This is a genomic window from Polyangium spumosum, assembly GCF_009649845.1.
GTDB lineage: Bacteria > Myxococcota_A > Polyangia > Polyangiales > Polyangiaceae > Polyangium > Polyangium spumosum.
The window spans coordinates 42,317-56,705 of sequence record NZ_WJIE01000016.1; the positions used below are offsets into that span (position 1 = coordinate 42,317).

General features: G+C 70.0%; 12 protein-coding genes. 3 read left to right on the forward strand and 9 right to left on the reverse strand.

Annotated features, from left to right (window positions below; all coding sequences use genetic code 11):
• Positions 1-16: 16 nt before the first annotated feature.
• A complete protein-coding gene (locus GF068_RS35700) occupies positions 17-844 on the reverse strand; it encodes a TIGR02452 family protein (RefSeq protein ID WP_153824017.1) in 828 nt (275 codons plus the stop codon).
• Between the two features lie 101 nt (positions 845-945).
• On the opposite strand from GF068_RS35700, the gene GF068_RS35705 reads away from it, so the two are divergent.
• The gene (locus GF068_RS35705) at positions 946-4,191 is read left to right on the forward strand and encodes a DUF2135 domain-containing protein (RefSeq protein WP_153824018.1); all 3,246 of its coding nucleotides are present in this window, start codon (positions 946-948) and stop codon (positions 4,189-4,191) included.
• Between the two features lie 15 nt (positions 4,192-4,206).
• Here GF068_RS35705 and GF068_RS35710 read toward each other — a convergent pair whose 3' ends face one another.
• From GF068_RS35710 to GF068_RS35725, 4 genes are all read right to left on the reverse strand, one after another.
• Entirely contained in the window at positions 4,207-4,698 is a 492-nt protein-coding gene (locus tag GF068_RS35710) for a hypothetical protein (protein WP_153824019.1), read from the reverse strand.
• A 132-nt stretch (positions 4,699-4,830) separates the two neighbouring features.
• Positions 4,831-5,634, reverse strand: coding sequence for a hypothetical protein (locus tag GF068_RS35715; RefSeq protein WP_153824020.1), 804 nt, complete (start codon positions 5,632-5,634; stop codon positions 4,831-4,833).
• Positions 5,631-6,737 carry a beta-propeller domain-containing protein gene (locus tag GF068_RS35720; protein WP_153824021.1) on the reverse strand — a complete coding sequence of 369 codons (1,107 nt, stop codon included), beginning with the start codon at positions 6,735-6,737 and terminating at the stop codon, positions 5,631-5,633. Before GF068_RS35720 ends, GF068_RS35715 begins: the two co-directional genes overlap by 4 nt.
• 120 nt (positions 6,738-6,857) lie before the next feature.
• A complete protein-coding gene (locus GF068_RS35725; protein ID WP_338046706.1) occupies positions 6,858-8,462 on the reverse strand; it encodes a L,D-transpeptidase in 1,605 nt (534 codons plus the stop codon).
• A 215-nt stretch (positions 8,463-8,677) separates the two neighbouring features.
• Here GF068_RS35725 and GF068_RS35730 point away from each other — a divergent pair, with 215 nt between their 5' ends.
• Together GF068_RS35730 and GF068_RS35735 are read left to right on the forward strand one after the other, a co-directional pair.
• Positions 8,678-9,424, forward strand: a complete 747-nt coding sequence (locus GF068_RS35730) for a hypothetical protein (RefSeq protein WP_153824022.1) — start codon at positions 8,678-8,680, stop codon at positions 9,422-9,424.
• An 84-nt stretch (positions 9,425-9,508) separates the two neighbouring features.
• Complete coding sequence (locus GF068_RS35735) at positions 9,509-10,018, forward strand: hypothetical protein (protein ID WP_153824023.1); 510 nt, start codon at positions 9,509-9,511, stop codon at positions 10,016-10,018.
• A gap of 6 nt (positions 10,019-10,024) precedes the next feature.
• Here the strand turns inward: GF068_RS35735 and GF068_RS35740 are convergent, their stop codons facing one another.
• The 4 genes from GF068_RS35740 to GF068_RS35755 all read right to left on the reverse strand — a co-directional run bounded on the left by GF068_RS35740 (position 10,025) and on the right by GF068_RS35755 (position 14,368).
• Positions 10,025-10,435 (reverse strand): CBS domain-containing protein, encoded by a 411-nt coding sequence (locus tag GF068_RS35740; RefSeq protein WP_153824024.1) that lies wholly within the window; start codon positions 10,433-10,435, stop codon positions 10,025-10,027.
• Positions 10,436-10,505: 70 nt separating this feature from the next.
• Positions 10,506-11,033, reverse strand: a complete 528-nt coding sequence (locus GF068_RS35745) for a hypothetical protein (protein ID WP_153824025.1) — start codon at positions 11,031-11,033, stop codon at positions 10,506-10,508.
• A 15-nt stretch (positions 11,034-11,048) separates the two neighbouring features.
• Positions 11,049-11,870: an SDR family oxidoreductase gene (locus GF068_RS35750; RefSeq protein WP_153824026.1), complete on the reverse strand. Its 822-nt coding sequence runs from the start codon at positions 11,868-11,870 to the stop codon at positions 11,049-11,051.
• Between the two features lie 14 nt (positions 11,871-11,884).
• The gene (locus tag GF068_RS35755) at positions 11,885-14,368 is read right to left on the reverse strand and encodes a CehA/McbA family metallohydrolase (protein WP_153824027.1); all 2,484 of its coding nucleotides are present in this window, start codon (positions 14,366-14,368) and stop codon (positions 11,885-11,887) included.
• Positions 14,369-14,389 lie beyond the last annotated feature (21 nt).

Below are 14,389 nucleotides of genomic sequence, written 5' to 3' on the forward strand. Positions count from 1 at the left end.
GCGGCACAAGAGGCGCTCACGAGAGCTCCGCCATGCGCTCCTCGAAGGCGCGCAGGTTCGGCCTCCCCGCGCCGCGATCGTAGACCGCGAAGACCACCCGATCGAAGGCGCCCTCGAAGCGCGGGTGCACGATCCACCGGGCGAACACGTCCGCGACCTCGCGCGGATCGTTGCGGAACACGCCGCACCCCCAGGCGCCGAGCACGAGGGTGCGGTGGCCGTAGAGGGCCATCGCCGCGAGCACGTACGCCGCGCGCCGCTCGAGGGCCTCGCGGATCGCGGGGCCGGCCTTCTTGTCGCGGCGTAACGCCTCGCCGGCGTTCGGCGCGGGCGCCGTGACGATCGACAACGTGAACGGCGCGTCGAGCAGCACGAGGCGTTCGTCCCGGAAAAACGGCACGTCGGGCGAATAGATGAGGTGATCCGTGTAGATCATGGAGTCCGTCGCCCGGTTCACCTCGTAATACCGGGGCTGCCGGAGGAGGCAGGTATAAAGCGCCGAGCACCTTGCGAGGTCCTCCTCCTGGGCCTTGGCGCCACTCAGGAACCCGCCGCCCGGGTTCTTCGCGGACGCGAAATTGAGCGCGGCGACGCGCGCCTCCCCCTCGCCCACGAGCCTTCGGCCCGCCACCGCGGTCGTCTCGTCCGTCACCTCCACGCGCGCCCGCCCCGCGCGGCGCTCGCGTGGCTCGGCATTCGCGAGGCTGCCCGGCGCGTGAAGCACGGTCCCCGCCGCGGCCGCTTCCACGAGGGGGCCGATTCGCACACGGACGCCCCCCGCGCTCTCGTATTCGCCCCTCGCCACGATGTCGAGGGTCTCCGTCGCGACGCTCGCGAGCTTCATGCCTCCGAGGATACGCGACACGCGCGGCGGCGAAAAGGCCATCCGCTGGATCCGTCGATCTTCCTGTAAGTGCCGGCGCGCGCTTCCGTTATGCTCGGGCCATGACCTCACGTGCGCGTGCTCTCCTCGTGCTCCTCGCGCTCTTCACGACGCTCGCCCCGAGCGCGGGCGGATGCGGCGGCGCCTCGGCTCCTCCCTCGATGGCAGATGCGCCCGCGGGCGCGCCGGCCGCGGAGGGCGCGCCCGCGCCGTACGATTCGACGGAGGCGGAGTCCGCTGCCCCGTCGCGAGGAGCCGAAGCCGAGGAGGCGAGCGCGCCGTCGCCGATGGCGCAGGCCGCTCCCCGCGCGCCCGCGGCCGCGCCGGGCGGCGGCGCAGCCCCGCGCGTGGTGGCCGACGAGAAGGCCGGCGCGAAGGAAGAGGCCGCGGCGAAGCCCAAGCCCGCCGCGGGATCGGCCGAGGCGACCACGTGGAAACGCGCGGAGAGCGGGGCGCACGCGGTGCGCGTCGAGATCGGCGATCACGAGGCGCTGCCGGTGCGCAGCGTGCAAACCAAGGTCGCGATCGACGGCTCCATGGCCCGCGTCGTGCTCGACATCGTGGTCAAGAACAACCGCGCCCAGACCTACGAAGGCACGCTGAAGCTCCGCCTGCCCGTGGGCGCGTCGCCGTATTATTTCGCCTTCGGGCAGGACGCGATGGCCATCGCGGGTGACGCGGCGCCGGCGTTTTTCCCGGCCGAACGGGCGCGCGGCATGGGCAGCGATCCGCTCGAGATCCGGCGCGCGCGGCAGGACGCCTGGCAGGGCGTGAAGGAGGCGCGTATGGTGCCGAAGGAGAAGGCCGCGCTCGCCTACACGCAGACCGTGCGCCGCAACGTCGATCCGGCGCTGCTCGAGTGGGCCGGGCCGAACGTCTTCAACACCCGCGTCTTCCCGCTCGTCGCCGGCAAATCCCACCGCATCGTCCTCGGCTACGACGTGCCGCTGACGCGTATCGGCGAGGACCTCGAGTACAGCTTCGATCTGCCCGAGAACGTCGGCAGCAAGGCGATCGACTTCGCCGTCGCGGCCCCGCAGGGCGCGGCCGTCGAGGTCACGCCGAAGTCCCAGCCCTTCTCGGGCCCGGACAAACGGTTCTATCGCTTCGACGATCCGTCCGGAAAGACCGTCACGCTCCGCATCAAGAAGCCCGCCTCCACGCACCTCGTCGCCACGGACGCCGCGACGGGGCCGTATTTCACGGCCGACATCGCGCCGCAGTTCCCCGCCACGGCCGCGGCGAAGGGCGAGGAGGCCGCGCTCTTCCTCGTCGACACGTCGCTGTCCTCGAACCCCGATCGCATGAACGTCTGGCTGAAGCTGCTCGACGCGATCCTCACGAACAACGAGGACTCGATCAAGCGCTACAACGTCCTCTTCTTCAACGTCGAGCAGAGCTTCTGGAAGCCGAGGTTCGTCACGAACGACGCCGCCTCGCGCAAGGAGCTCCAGGCCTTCGCCGCGAACCTCGCGCTCGAAGGCGCGACCGATCTCGGCGCGGCGCTCGGTCGGGCCGCGAGCGCGCAGGGCGCCCCGCAATACGACGTCTTCCTCCTCAGCGACGGCGCCGCGACCTGGGGCGAGCCCGACGCGCAGACCATGACGCGGCGCCTGCAAAAAACCGCGGTCCGCTCGATTTACGCGTATCAGACCGGGCTCGCGGGCACCGATGTCGATGCGCTCACGCGGCTCACGCGCGAGACCGGCGGCGCGCTCTTTTCGGTCACCGGCGACGCCGAGGTGCAGAAGGCCTCGACCGCGCACAAGAGCCGCCCCTTCCGCCTGGTCTCGGCAAAGGTCTCCGGCGGCGCGGACATCCTCTTCGCCGGCCGCCCCCGCTTCGTATTTCCCGGCCAAACCTTGCGCGTCGCCGGCCGCGGCACGCCCGACAAGGACGCCGCCCTGGAGCTCACGCTCGAATCGGGCAGCGGCACGCAGGTCGTCAAGGCCCCCCTCGGCCAGGCCATCACCTCGCCGCTCGCCATTCGTGGCTATGGCCAGATCGCTGTCGCGCAGATCGAGGAGCTCGCCCCCGCCACCGAGGTCATGGCGAAGGCCTACTCGATCCACTTCCGCGTTCCCGGAAAAACTTCGTCGCTGCTCATGCTCGAATCCGAGGCCGACTACCAGCGCTTCGGCATCGTGCCCGAGGACTTCGCGCGCACGATCAAGTCTGCGGCGGCCTCGCGCGTCGTCGAGGACACGCTGGCCCTCTCGGCCTCCGCGCTCGGGAATCCCAAGGCCACGTTCCTGCGCTGGATCGACGGTCTACCCCAGACCCCCGGCGTGAACGTCGCCGTGCCCACGGGCTTCCGCCGCGCCCTCGATCAGATGCCCGAGGAGAGCTTCCGCGTCGACGCGGCCCCGCTCGTCGTGAAATCCCGCGACAAGAAATCGATCCCCGCCCCCGTGCTCGCCGATCTCGCCGCGCACAAGCTCGATTACGATCGCATGGCGACCGAGGCCGAGCGGCGGCGGAGGTCGCTCGGGCCCGGCGACGCCTTGAAGGCATTGAGCTCGCTCGTCGAGGAGAACCCCGGCGACGCCGTGCTCGCGCGTGACATCGGGGTCACCGCCATGAGCTTCGGCCTCCCCGCGGACGCCTTCCACCTCTTCCGCCGCGTCGCCGCGTCGCGCCCCTACGAGCCGCAGACCTACCGTGCCATGGCGCAGACCCTCGCGCGCCTCGGCCGCGCGGACCTCGCGATGGCCTATTTCGAGGTCGGCCTGGCGGGGCGGTGGGACGCGCGGTTCGGCGAGTTCCGCAAGATCCTCGCGCTCGAATACTTCGACCTGCTCCAGCGCGCGGCGCGCGGCGACATGAAGACGAGCATCCCCGAATACGTCAAGAGCCGCCTGCCCCAGGTGGCCCGCGAGACCCAGCTAAAGAGCGCCGATCTCGTCGTGATGATCACGTGGAACACGGACGCGACCGACATCGACCTGCACGTGACCGAGCCGAGCGGCGACGTCTGCTATTATGGCAACCGCCAGACGCAGATCGGCGGCCAGCTCACCCTCGACGTCACGCAGGGCTACGGCCCCGAGATGTACGTCCTGAAAAACGCGAGGGACGGGCGTTACAAGATCCAGGCCCATTACTTCGCCTCGGACCGGAACCGCGCCTCGACGCGGACGAAGGTGCAGGTGATCGTCTTCGAGGATTTCGGCACGAGCGCGCAAAAGGCGACCGAGAAGGTCGTCACGCTCGAGTATGGCAAGCAGAAGCACGATCTGATCGAGGTGCTGCGCAAGGCGCGGCCCGGCCAGAAGCCGAAGTCGACGCTGGAGATCGCGGGCCCCTGAAGCGGTTGCCTCGATTCAGGGGGATTGCAGGAGGTTCGATTCGTCGATCCCGAGCTGCAGGATGCCCGCCGGCCCCGCCGGGACGTAGACCTGATCGTCGACGATCCGCGCGGGGCCCGTCCCGTGATACCAGTACCAGGTCTTGAAGAACGCCTGCGCGCGCGGCGCCCCCGGGTCGTCGAGGTCCACCAGCACGAGCCCGTTGTACGTCCGGAGGAACGCGCGTTTCTGCTCGACGTGCTCCAGCGTGAGGGAGGTCGGCAAGGGCGTGGTCGAGAGCTCCACGAAATCGTCGCCGTCCGGGCGAGGCGCGAAGACGGAGAACGACGGCTCGATGGACGTGCCATAGAAATAGCTGTACGGCTGCCATTGCAGGCCATGCACGGCGACGGGGAGGCCGCCGTCGTCGACGCCGATCGATCTCACGCGGCGGAACGGCAGGTGCTCGTAGTTCTGCAGGTACGCGAGGTCCTCGTGGAGCTCGAGCCTGGCGATCGCCGAATCCACGAACTGCTGGCCCCACGCCTTGTCGTGCGTGAAGAGCGTCGAGCCCTGCTTGGCGACGAGCTCACCCGGGACGTTGATCGCCGGGCCGAGCGCGGGGGCCGCGGGGTCCGTGAAATCGACACGACGAACGAACTATTGCGCGTAAGGCCGAGGATCCAGCGGCAGCTCGACCGGACGCTTGAGGGTGACGTAGAGCGATCCGTCGTCGTCGAGCAGACGTACGGCGTGGTCCTCCACGGGGGTCTGGAGGACGCCCCCGATCTTCGGATTCGTGGGATCCGAGAGGTCGAGCGCCTCGAACGAGTATCGCGTCCTCACGCGGCCATGAGACGTGTCGTAGCAATAGCTGGACGTATTCGAGCTCGGATCGCCGGGGTACGGCGCGCAGGACGACTCCGCGTCCTCGTGGTCCGTGCAGGAGGCGAAGCCGCCCACGCAATAAGGGGCCTTGCCATCGATTTCGTAGCAGGTCCGCTCGCCGACGTCGTACGTGCAGCCCTCCTCGCCGAGGCAGTCGGCGGTCGTCGAGACGTACTTCCAGCAAGTGTTCACGTGAAACGGCTCACCCCACACGCTCTCGATGCTCGTGAAGACGAGGGAATCGCCGACCACGCGGACGGCGGGGCCGTAGATGTCGCCGAAATACAGATTTCCCGCGGCGGGCAGCTCCGTCGTGACGAGCGAGCCCACCTGCGTGGGATTCGTGGGGTCCGAGAGGTCGAAGACCTGCACGGTGGTCTCGTAATTCGGCCAGCCGTTCGGGACCGATTTCACCGAAACCATCTCGTCGCCGACCTGGAAGAGCTCCGCGCCCTCGGGCACTTCGAAGCTCGCGACGGGCTGGGCGACGTCGACGTCCCCGCCCCTGGGGACGATCTCCACGGTCTTCGGGCCGTTCGGGTCCCACCACCAGTAATACCAGTTCGGCTCCTTCACCCGGGCGATGTACGCATCGCCGATCGGAAACACCTGGCTGTACTCGGGCGCGAGATCGAGCTGGTCCCGGAGCCGGAGAAAACACGCAGCACGTCGCCGCGTAGATCCATGTGAAACTGCGAGCGCACGAAGCCCGGGACGGTGATCTCGTCGCGCAGGGTCATCGAACCGTCGATGTTCGAGATGTCGACGACCGCGACCTGGCTGCTCTCGTTCACCCAGGAGGCGTTGCCGCGGGCCACGAGCAGGACGTCACCCTCCGCGTGCACGTCCGTCACGTCGCCGCCGAGCGTGATCTCCGATTTCGAGACGAGCTTGTTCGGAGCGACGTCGAAGCTCTTCACCGTGCTCTTCAGCACGTAATCCCAGCCGTTCGGCGTCTGGTTGTACTGCCATTCGCTCGCGGCGACGTAGAGCGAGTCCTTGTCAGCGCCGTTCGCATACCGGCTCGTCTGGATGTTGCCCGGAATGTAACGCTGCGAGAGGAGCTTCGGGTGCTGCCGATCGGCGATGTCGACGAGGAGGATGGTCCCGCCCGTCCGGTCCTTCACGATGAACTTCTCGGGGTGCCCCTCGTAGCCGGACCACTCGTTGAGCAGGATGACGGCGCGATCGCCGTCGACGTACATCTCGACCGGCCTGCCGTGGACGGGCAAACGCCCGATGATCTCCGTATTCGAGAGGTCGCTGATGTCGATGACCTGCAGGCCCCGATAAAGATTGAGGTTGAGGAGCACGCCGTCGCCGAGGACGCGGTAGATGTCGCCCTCCTCGAGCTCGCGCTCTTCCTCTTCTTCTTCTTCCTCTTCTTCCTCCTCTTCGCCCCATTGCAGCCAGGGCTCGTCGGCCGAGAGGAACGACGTGGCGCCTTGCGGCGGCGTCGGCGGCGGCGCGGGGCGCGCTCCGGGGCCCGTGGACAGCGGCGGGAGCGGCCGGGCGTCGCGGGGCTCGTCGCCCTGCGGGGAGGGCACCGGTTCGAGGTCGACGTCGCTGCGACCCGCGAGGGATTCCCCGCTCGGCTCGGACGCGCAACCGGCGAACACCACCACGAGCAGGGAGCCACAAAGCCCGGCGCAAGAGAAGCCGGCCTTTCGAGAACGCATGACCAACGTCCTTTCCGGAAATCTGGATGGACCCACGAAATCTCGAAGATCTAACCCAGTCCGGGGAGCTTGGTCAAGCGGGATGCCCGCCAACCATCACGTCGACAATGTGCTGCCCATTCAAGGGTGAACGTACAGGAGCGTGCCGCCGGCGGGTGTCATCGCGCCGTGCCACGCGGGCGGCACGGGCGGATCGGTGAATTCGAAGAGCCAGGCCGCGTCCGCGGGCGAGACATTCACGCAGCCATTGCTGCGGGCCTTGCCGAATTCGTCGTGCCAGTACGCGCCGTGAATGGCGTAGTTCTGGTGGAAGTACTGGACGTAAGGCACGTCGTGCAGCTCGAACGCGGCCTCGCTCGCGGGATCGCCGTCCATCGTCGCCGTCACGTGCTTCGATTGCACGAAAAATGTGCCCTGGACCGTCGCGCCCGTCGTCTCCGGATCGGAGAGGCCACCCCTGCCCGTGGAGACGAGCGTGGCGAAGACAGGGGTCGTCCCCTCGTAAGCGACGAGCATCTGGAGCTCGATGGAGATGTCGATCCAGCGCTTGCCGCGCCTGGCGTGGCCCCAGAGATCCTGCCCGAGCCGGCCGATCCGCAGGCTGCTCGCCGCGAGCCACACACCCTCGGTGGTCTCGAGGTACGCCGCGAGCGCCTCGCCGGGTTTGCCCTCCACGCGGTGCGCGCCGCCGCTCGACGCGTGTCCCGTGAGCACCCAGCCGCTCCGGAAAGGGACGTACTCCGCGGGCCGGAGCTTTCCCTCTTCGTCGGGCCGGAGCGCGCGGAGCCCCTGGTGCATGACGAAGGCCGGCACGCCCGGGGCCTTGAAGACGACGCCGCGTAATTCCGAGAGGTGCGCGGGGCGTGTGCGATCGATCGGGACGAGGTCGAGCTCGGTCGTGAGGCCGAAGCGTCGCCCCGTCCAGTCGAAGGTGGCCATGAGCCCGAACGCCGAGCGAGCCTTGGCGCGGCCGCGGTGCGCGTGGAAACGGACTTTTTCCTCCGCGCCGGCGGGCTTGGGCAAATCGCGGCCCGATTGGAGGAAGGGGGAGACGGGATCGGCCTCGCCGATCATCCTGCCAATCTCCTGCACGATCCATTCATTCATGCCCCGGGCGCCGAGGGGGCGGCCCTCGACGGTGCGCTGCTCCGCGGGCGTGGGGAGGTGGACGTAGAGGTGCGGCGGGGGGCTGCGCGAAACGACGTAATGGTAAGGAAAAGGCTCGCCCCGGCGCGGGCCGCGGACGGCGGCGAGGACGACGGGGTGGTCGACGTCGAGCGTCGCGCCGATGCCCACGCAGACGTAGCCGCGCGGGTGGATCCGATAAAAGCCGCCCTTGCACCGCTTGAAGCCGGCGGGCGCGGCGGCGCGGGGGACGACGGCGCCGGCGCGCAGGTAGCCGAGGCGCGTGGACTGGTAATCGGGCGCGATGTACACGAAATTGCGCATCGCGATGCTGGCGAGCTCGTGGCCCTGGCCGGGCTCGAGGTCCGCCTGCGTGGGCCCCTCGGGCTCGGGCGCGCGCGCGGCCGAGGGCTCGGGCGGCAGCGGGAGCGTGGTCGCCGAGCCGAGCGGCGCCGGTGCCACGGCCGGATCGCGCCCCTCGACGGTGCGGCCCGGCGGCTCGTCCTGCGCGCCACACGCGGGCGACGCGGCGAGGGCCAGGACGAGCGCGGCGACGCGCACGCGCGGCACCTCGTCCTCGGGCGTTCGGCGCGGGTCCACGGCGGGGACTATACTCGATCCTCGCGCCACGCGCGGGGTTTGCCCGCGGAGCAGGAAGGTGGCATTTTTGTGCTGCCAGACGTGCTTCGGATCTGCTACCTTGACGTGGTATGGATCCCAAGCCCGACCGGTCGAGGATGCTGCTCGCTCCGCCTCGTGATGGTGCGGTGCTGTCGTTCCCGCCGCCGGGCTCACGCCCGGGACGTTTCCCGCCGGTGGATGAGCACATCGTCGTGCCGGAGACGACGCGGGACGAGATGATCCGCGGCCGCAAGGTCGTCGCGCAGCCGGCGCTCGAGCCACACGCGGACCTGCAGACGAGCCTGGATTTCTTGATCCTCCCGCACGTTCGGCCGGGCTACCGGCCCTCGACGGAGCTGCTCACCCGCGTGTCCGAGGGGTCGAACTTCGCGACGGACCTGTCGATCCGGCGCGAGGGGCAGGATCCGGCCACGGGGCGGCGGTGGTTGGAGGAGATCTCGTTCGAGATCGTGAACGAGCAGAGCGTCCGCGACGTGCGCGAGAAGGCCGAGGATCTCGTCGAGCGTGGTGTGCGTCGCGTGTTCGCGATCTTCGTCAAGCGCCGCGAGGTCTGCGAGTGGTCGGCGCAAAAACGCGCATTCGTGCCGCTCCCGCTGGATGGCATGCTCGAAGATCCGTGCTTCGTGCGTCCCATTGCGGTGCGGGCGCTGCTCGACGTGCAGAATGCGGAGCGCGAGGTGGTCCGGGCGCTCGAGCGAAAAGGGAACGAAGAGCTCGAACAACTGAAGGAGAGCGCAGCCCAGAAGGGCCGCGAAGAGGGCCGCCGCGAGGTGCTCCGCTCTCTCCTCCGGGCGCGCTTCGGCGAGGTCTCGGCGGCGGTCGAGGCGCGGATCGCCGGGGCGACGTGCGCGACGCTCGACACGTGGACCCTGCGCCTGCTCTCCGCGACGACGCTGGACGACATCTTCGCCGAGCCCTGAGCGCGTCGGTGAGGCACGATGGCTCGCCATGCCTCGCGCCCTCGCCCTGCCCCTCACCCTCGTAACGCTGGTCCTCCTGCCCGCTTGTGGCCCGTCCGAGGCCTCCGGCGGAGGGGCAGCGCGCCCGACGACCTCTATCTCGTGGGCGAGAAGGGCACGATCTGGCGCAAGAAGGGCGGGGCGTGGTCGCTCGTTTTGCCCGCGCCGGCGTCGGCGAAGCTGCTCACGGTGTCCGGGTGCGGGGCGAAGGAGGTGTACGCGGTGGGCGGCGCCGTCGTGCTCCGCTCGAGCGGCGACGGTTTTTCCGAATTGAACATTGATTTGACGAACCTCGTCAACGGCGTCGCCTGTGGGCCCTCGGGGTCGGCGCTCCTCGTGGGTGACGGCGGGCAAAAGCAGAGGCTCGTGAGCGGGGCGTGGATCGACGAGTTCGTGATCGAGCCGTACGACGACCTGCACGCGGCCTGGTCGGACGGGACCGGCTCGTTCTGGGCCGTGGGGGGTGACTTCCATGGCCCGAAGGCCGCGGGGGTGCGGCGCAAGGGCGTCGTCGCTCGATATGGGCCGGGGACGGTCCCCGGCGACGTGCAATGACGCGCCTCAGCCGCCCTCCACCTCGTCGAGCATCGCCGTCAGGGCGCGGAGCGCGTCCACGGTCGTGAACAGACCCACGACGGTGTCGCCCTCGACGACCACGGCCGAGCCGTACTTCTTCTCGGCCATCGTGCGCGTGACCTCGGCGAGCGGGGTCTCGGGCGAGACGCTGTAGGGCGGGCCCAGGATGAAGTCCTCGACGCACGCCATGCCGGCGTCGACGACGCGCATGTTCTCGACGATCTTGAGCTCGCGCTCCGAGAGCAGGCCGATGAGCTTGCCAGCCTCGTCGACGATGGGCAGGTGGCGAAAGCCGTGCTCGTCGAGGAGCTTCATGGCGCGCGCCATGGTGGTCGTGCGCGGGACGGTGAGCGGACTACGGGTCATGTACGTGCGGACGATGCGGCGCGTTCCCATGCGGTAACGCGGTACCGCGGCGCGCCTCGCTCCGCAAGCGGGGAGCAGCCTGCCGCGACACGTCGCGCCCTCAAGGCGACGGCAGGAGGGGCGCGAATCGCTCCTCGAACGCAGCGTCGACGAGCAGGCTGTGATCGAGCTCGACCGTCGTTCCGTCCTTGCCGACGAGCCGGTAACGCGCTTCGCCCATGGCGTCGACCGCGACGAACGAGGTCGTCTGGGCGCGGAGCTGGGGCTCGATCGCGAAATACCGGGTCAAGAAGACACGAATGCGCTCGGCCGCACGCTCGTTGTCCATGTACACGCCGCCGTGCGGGAGGCGGAAATAGACGCGGCTATGGGCGTCGACGCGGACGTAATAAAATGCGTGGCTCTGCACGCCGTGCCCCCAGAAGCCGACGAGCAGGTATCCCTCGGGCGCGCTGCGGAGAAACGGGCCGATCTCGGCCTGGGCGAGGGCGACGCCGTGCGCGTGCGCGACCTCCGATCCCACGAGCATGGCCGCCCCGTCGAAGGGACGCAGCGGACCCGTGGGGAGCATGCCCTCCGGCGGGAGGATGCCGAATCGGTCGTGGAAGGTCTGGACGAGTCGCTTCATCGGCAGGCGAAGGGCTCACGCGAGCACGCGCCCCTCCATTCCGCCGGCGACGAGCAGCGCTTCACCCGAGAGGTGACCCGCCATCGCAGGCGAGGCGAGGAACAACACGGCGCGCGCGACGTCCGTCGGGGTCGCGAGCTTTCGCAGGGGCATGGTGCGCAGCGTGGTCTCGAGCGCGCCGTGCTGCTCGAGGCACGCCTCGACCATCGGCGTCACGGTCCAGCCGGGCTCGACGAGGTTGACGCGGCCGCGCGGATCGAGGGCCACGATCTCGTTCTTGAGCGAGAGCGAGAGGCCCCGGAGCCCGGCCTTGCTGGCCGCATATTCGCTGTGCCCGCGCTCGCCGAAACGGCCGGCGGTGGAGCCGACGAGCACGAGGCTCGCGCCGCGCTCGTCCTCGCGCGGGCCCGTTCGCGCGAGGGAGGCGAGGAACGCGCGGGCGGTCCAGATGGCGCCGAGCAGGTTCGTCTCGATCACGTCGCGGGCGCGGGCGGGCGCCATCTCGTGCAGCGGGGTCGCGTCGGGCGGCCAGACGCCGGCGCACGCGACGCAGACGTCGACGCGGCCGAACCGAGCCTCGGCCTCGCGCATGGCCTGGTCGACGGCCGAGGGATCACGCACGTCGCCCACGAGCGAGACGGCGCGCGCGCGGTCTCCCTCGGGCATGCCGCGGCGCGAGAAGGCCGCGACGGAGGCGCCCTCTGCGAGGAAGGCGCGGCATATCTCGTTGCCGATGCCGCCGGAGGCGCCGGTCACGAAGACGACGGAGCCCTGTAGTTCCAGGTCCACGGACGTGCGCATAAAACGAACGCGGCCCGACGACAAGCAGGAGAGCACGGCCGAACCCTCCTTCAGCGCACGAACACCGGATTCGTGAACGAGAGGGGCGGGACGCCGGGCACGTAGGCGTCCATCGTCCTCGTGCCTCGCGCGATGGCGAGGATCCAGTCGCCCTTCTCGAAGGTCTCGCGAAAGCGCTGCTCGACGGGGCCCTTGCGGCCGGTGATGGGGAAGGTCCGCAAGGTCTTTCCGCGCTTGACGAGCTCGATCCGGTCGACGTCGATCCAGGGCGGCGCGTCCACGCGGACCGTGACCTCGGCCTCGCCCGGCGGGATCGTCTCGCCCATTCCAGCGCCAGCGACCTCGATCCGGACGAACGGCCCTCCCGACACGCTGACGTTCCCCTTCCGCAATGCGTCCACGAACGCCGCCTCCGAGAAGGCGCCCTTCGCGTCGCTCCCGACGAACACCAGGTTCCGGGGCAAACCCGCCTCGTGATAAGCGAGCTTGTGCGAGTCGGAGTTGCCCGTGCCGACGACGCGGAAGCCGGCGTCGAGGAGCGCATACCAGTCGCGCATGACGGGCTCGACGCCGGCGATGTAACGGGAGTGGTCGCCGTTGTAGACCTCGAGCAGATCGAAGCCGAGGTCGGCGAGCGGCGAGCGATCGAGCCAGCCCTTCACGTCGTCGGGATCGAAGCGGAGGAGCTCGAAGTACCCGATCCCGCCCCAGCGAGGGTGGTTCACCTGGAGGATCGTGCTCGTACCGTAGGGTTTCTGGGCCCGCGCGGCGGCGAAGATCTCGGCCGGCAAGACGCCGATCCAGGGGAGCGCCGGGGCGGCCGGGAGCATCGGAAAAACGTTGAAATGGCCCCAGGCGGGGGAGGTGACCTCGTCGCCGACGATGCTGACGAGATCGGCGCCGAGGCCCATTTCGCGGATCGTGGGGCCGTAATCGGTGACGGCGTTGTGATCGGTGGCGACGGCGACGTCGACGCCCACGGAGACGAGGCTCCGCACGCGCTCGGCGAGCGGCGCGGGGGCGTCGGGGGAGGGCTCGGCGTGGAGGTGCAGATCGGCCGAGACAAACCCCTTCGTGTCGACGACGCGCTCGAGCTTGGCGCGGACCACGACGTCCCGGCCAGCCGTGATCTCGACGTCCTCCTCGTGGGCCGAGTACGCGAAGCCGCGCGTGAGGGCGACGTGGTATTTGCCGGGCGGGACGAAGAGCTCGCGCTCGCCGCGGTCGAGGTAGGCCACGTTGAGCGAAGCGCCGGAGACGGGTTCGTCGCCCCAGTCGGGATCGGGCGTGCCGTCCTTGCCACGCACGAGGAGCCGCGCGGGGATGGGATTTCCGGCCTCGGTGACGCTGACGCGCAGGCGGCCGGCGATCGGCTGGGCGCGGGCCGCCTCGGCGGCGAGGGATTCGACGCGAAACCAGGGCCCCGGGGCGTGGCCCGGCGCGACGAGGCGCGCGTCGAAGCAGCCCTCGGGCAGCTCGATCGTGCGGTCTGTCTTGCCAACCACACGCGGGTCGGCGGCGAGCTCGGCATAAACGCGGCGGCGGCCGGCGCCGTCGCAGCGGGCGAGCTCGACGCGGCCGCCGCGGGCGGCGACCGTGGGAAGGGCGACGCGGCGGCGCGCGGCGGGGGCGCGGCAGGGCAAGGCGAGCGCGGCGTCGCCAGCGGAGCGGTCGCTCAGGGTGACGGCGACGCGGCGACGCTCGGAAAAGCCGGCGTGGACGACGGGGACGACCCGCTCGCCGGTGAGGGCGGCCTCGAAAAACCCATATTCGGGGGAGCCGAAGCGCGCGAAGAGGGGGCCCTCCTCGGAGCAGAGCGCGTACGCGGTGCCGAGGCTGTCGCGGGCGACGAACTCGGCGCGGAAATGCAGGGCTCGGGTGACGGCGCCCGCGCCCTCGACCCACGTGGGCACGTTGCCCCAATGGATGTTCTCGCCGAGGGTGACGGCGAGCGCGGGGAGGCGCTTGGCGGCGCCGAGGGGGCCGGGATCGACGGGCTCGATCTCGGGCGCGGCGACGGCGGCGCTCTCGATCCAGAGCGCGTCGCCGGTGCCGAAATGATAAAAACTCACGTGCGAGAGGGGCTGTCCCCGCACGGCGCGATCGACGCGGACCACGTTTTTCTTCTCGCCGACGAGATCGACGCGGACGACGTCGGAGGCCGCGACGCCGAGGCCGATCTGGAGCACGGATTGGAGGGAGACCATTCCATCCGCGCCGCCCTCGAGGCCATAATCGACGAGGTGGCCCTTCGCCGAGACGACGGCGACACGCCCGGCGTGCGAGAGCACGAAATCCCCGGGGCGGGCGTCGACACGCAGGCCCTTCAGGGGAACTTTGTCGCGGGCTTCGACGGGCGCGGCGGTGCCGAGGGCGCCACGCGGAGGCTCGAGGGAGACCTCGCGCGGGACGACGGGCGCAGGCGGCTCTTCGGGCGGATCCGAGGCCGAAGCGCCCGTGGGGCCGGTGGGCGCAGCGGCGCAGGAGGCGGCGAGCGCAGCGAACGCGAGGACGAACGGGGAGGAGAGGCGCATCGAGGGGCGGGAGGATAACCG

Bases quoted from the DNA above. Each gene is read 5' to 3' on its own strand.
- GF068_RS35700 (WP_153824017.1), bottom strand. From the start codon at position 844: ATGAAGCTCGCGAGCGTCGCGACGGAGACCCTCGACATCGTGGCGAGG.
- GF068_RS35705 (WP_153824018.1), top strand. From the start codon at position 946: ATGACCTCACGTGCGCGTGCTCTCCTCGTGCTCCTCGCGCTCTTCACG.
- GF068_RS35720 (WP_153824021.1), bottom strand. From the start codon at position 6,737: ATGCGTTCTCGAAAGGCCGGCTTCTCTTGCGCCGGGCTTTGTGGCTCC.
- GF068_RS35740 (WP_153824024.1), bottom strand. From the start codon at position 10,435: ATGGGAACGCGCCGCATCGTCCGCACGTACATGACCCGTAGTCCGCTC.
- GF068_RS35745 (WP_153824025.1), bottom strand. From the start codon at position 11,033: ATGAAGCGACTCGTCCAGACCTTCCACGACCGATTCGGCATCCTCCCG.
- GF068_RS35755 (WP_153824027.1), bottom strand. From the start codon at position 14,368: ATGCGCCTCTCCTCCCCGTTCGTCCTCGCGTTCGCTGCGCTCGCCGCC.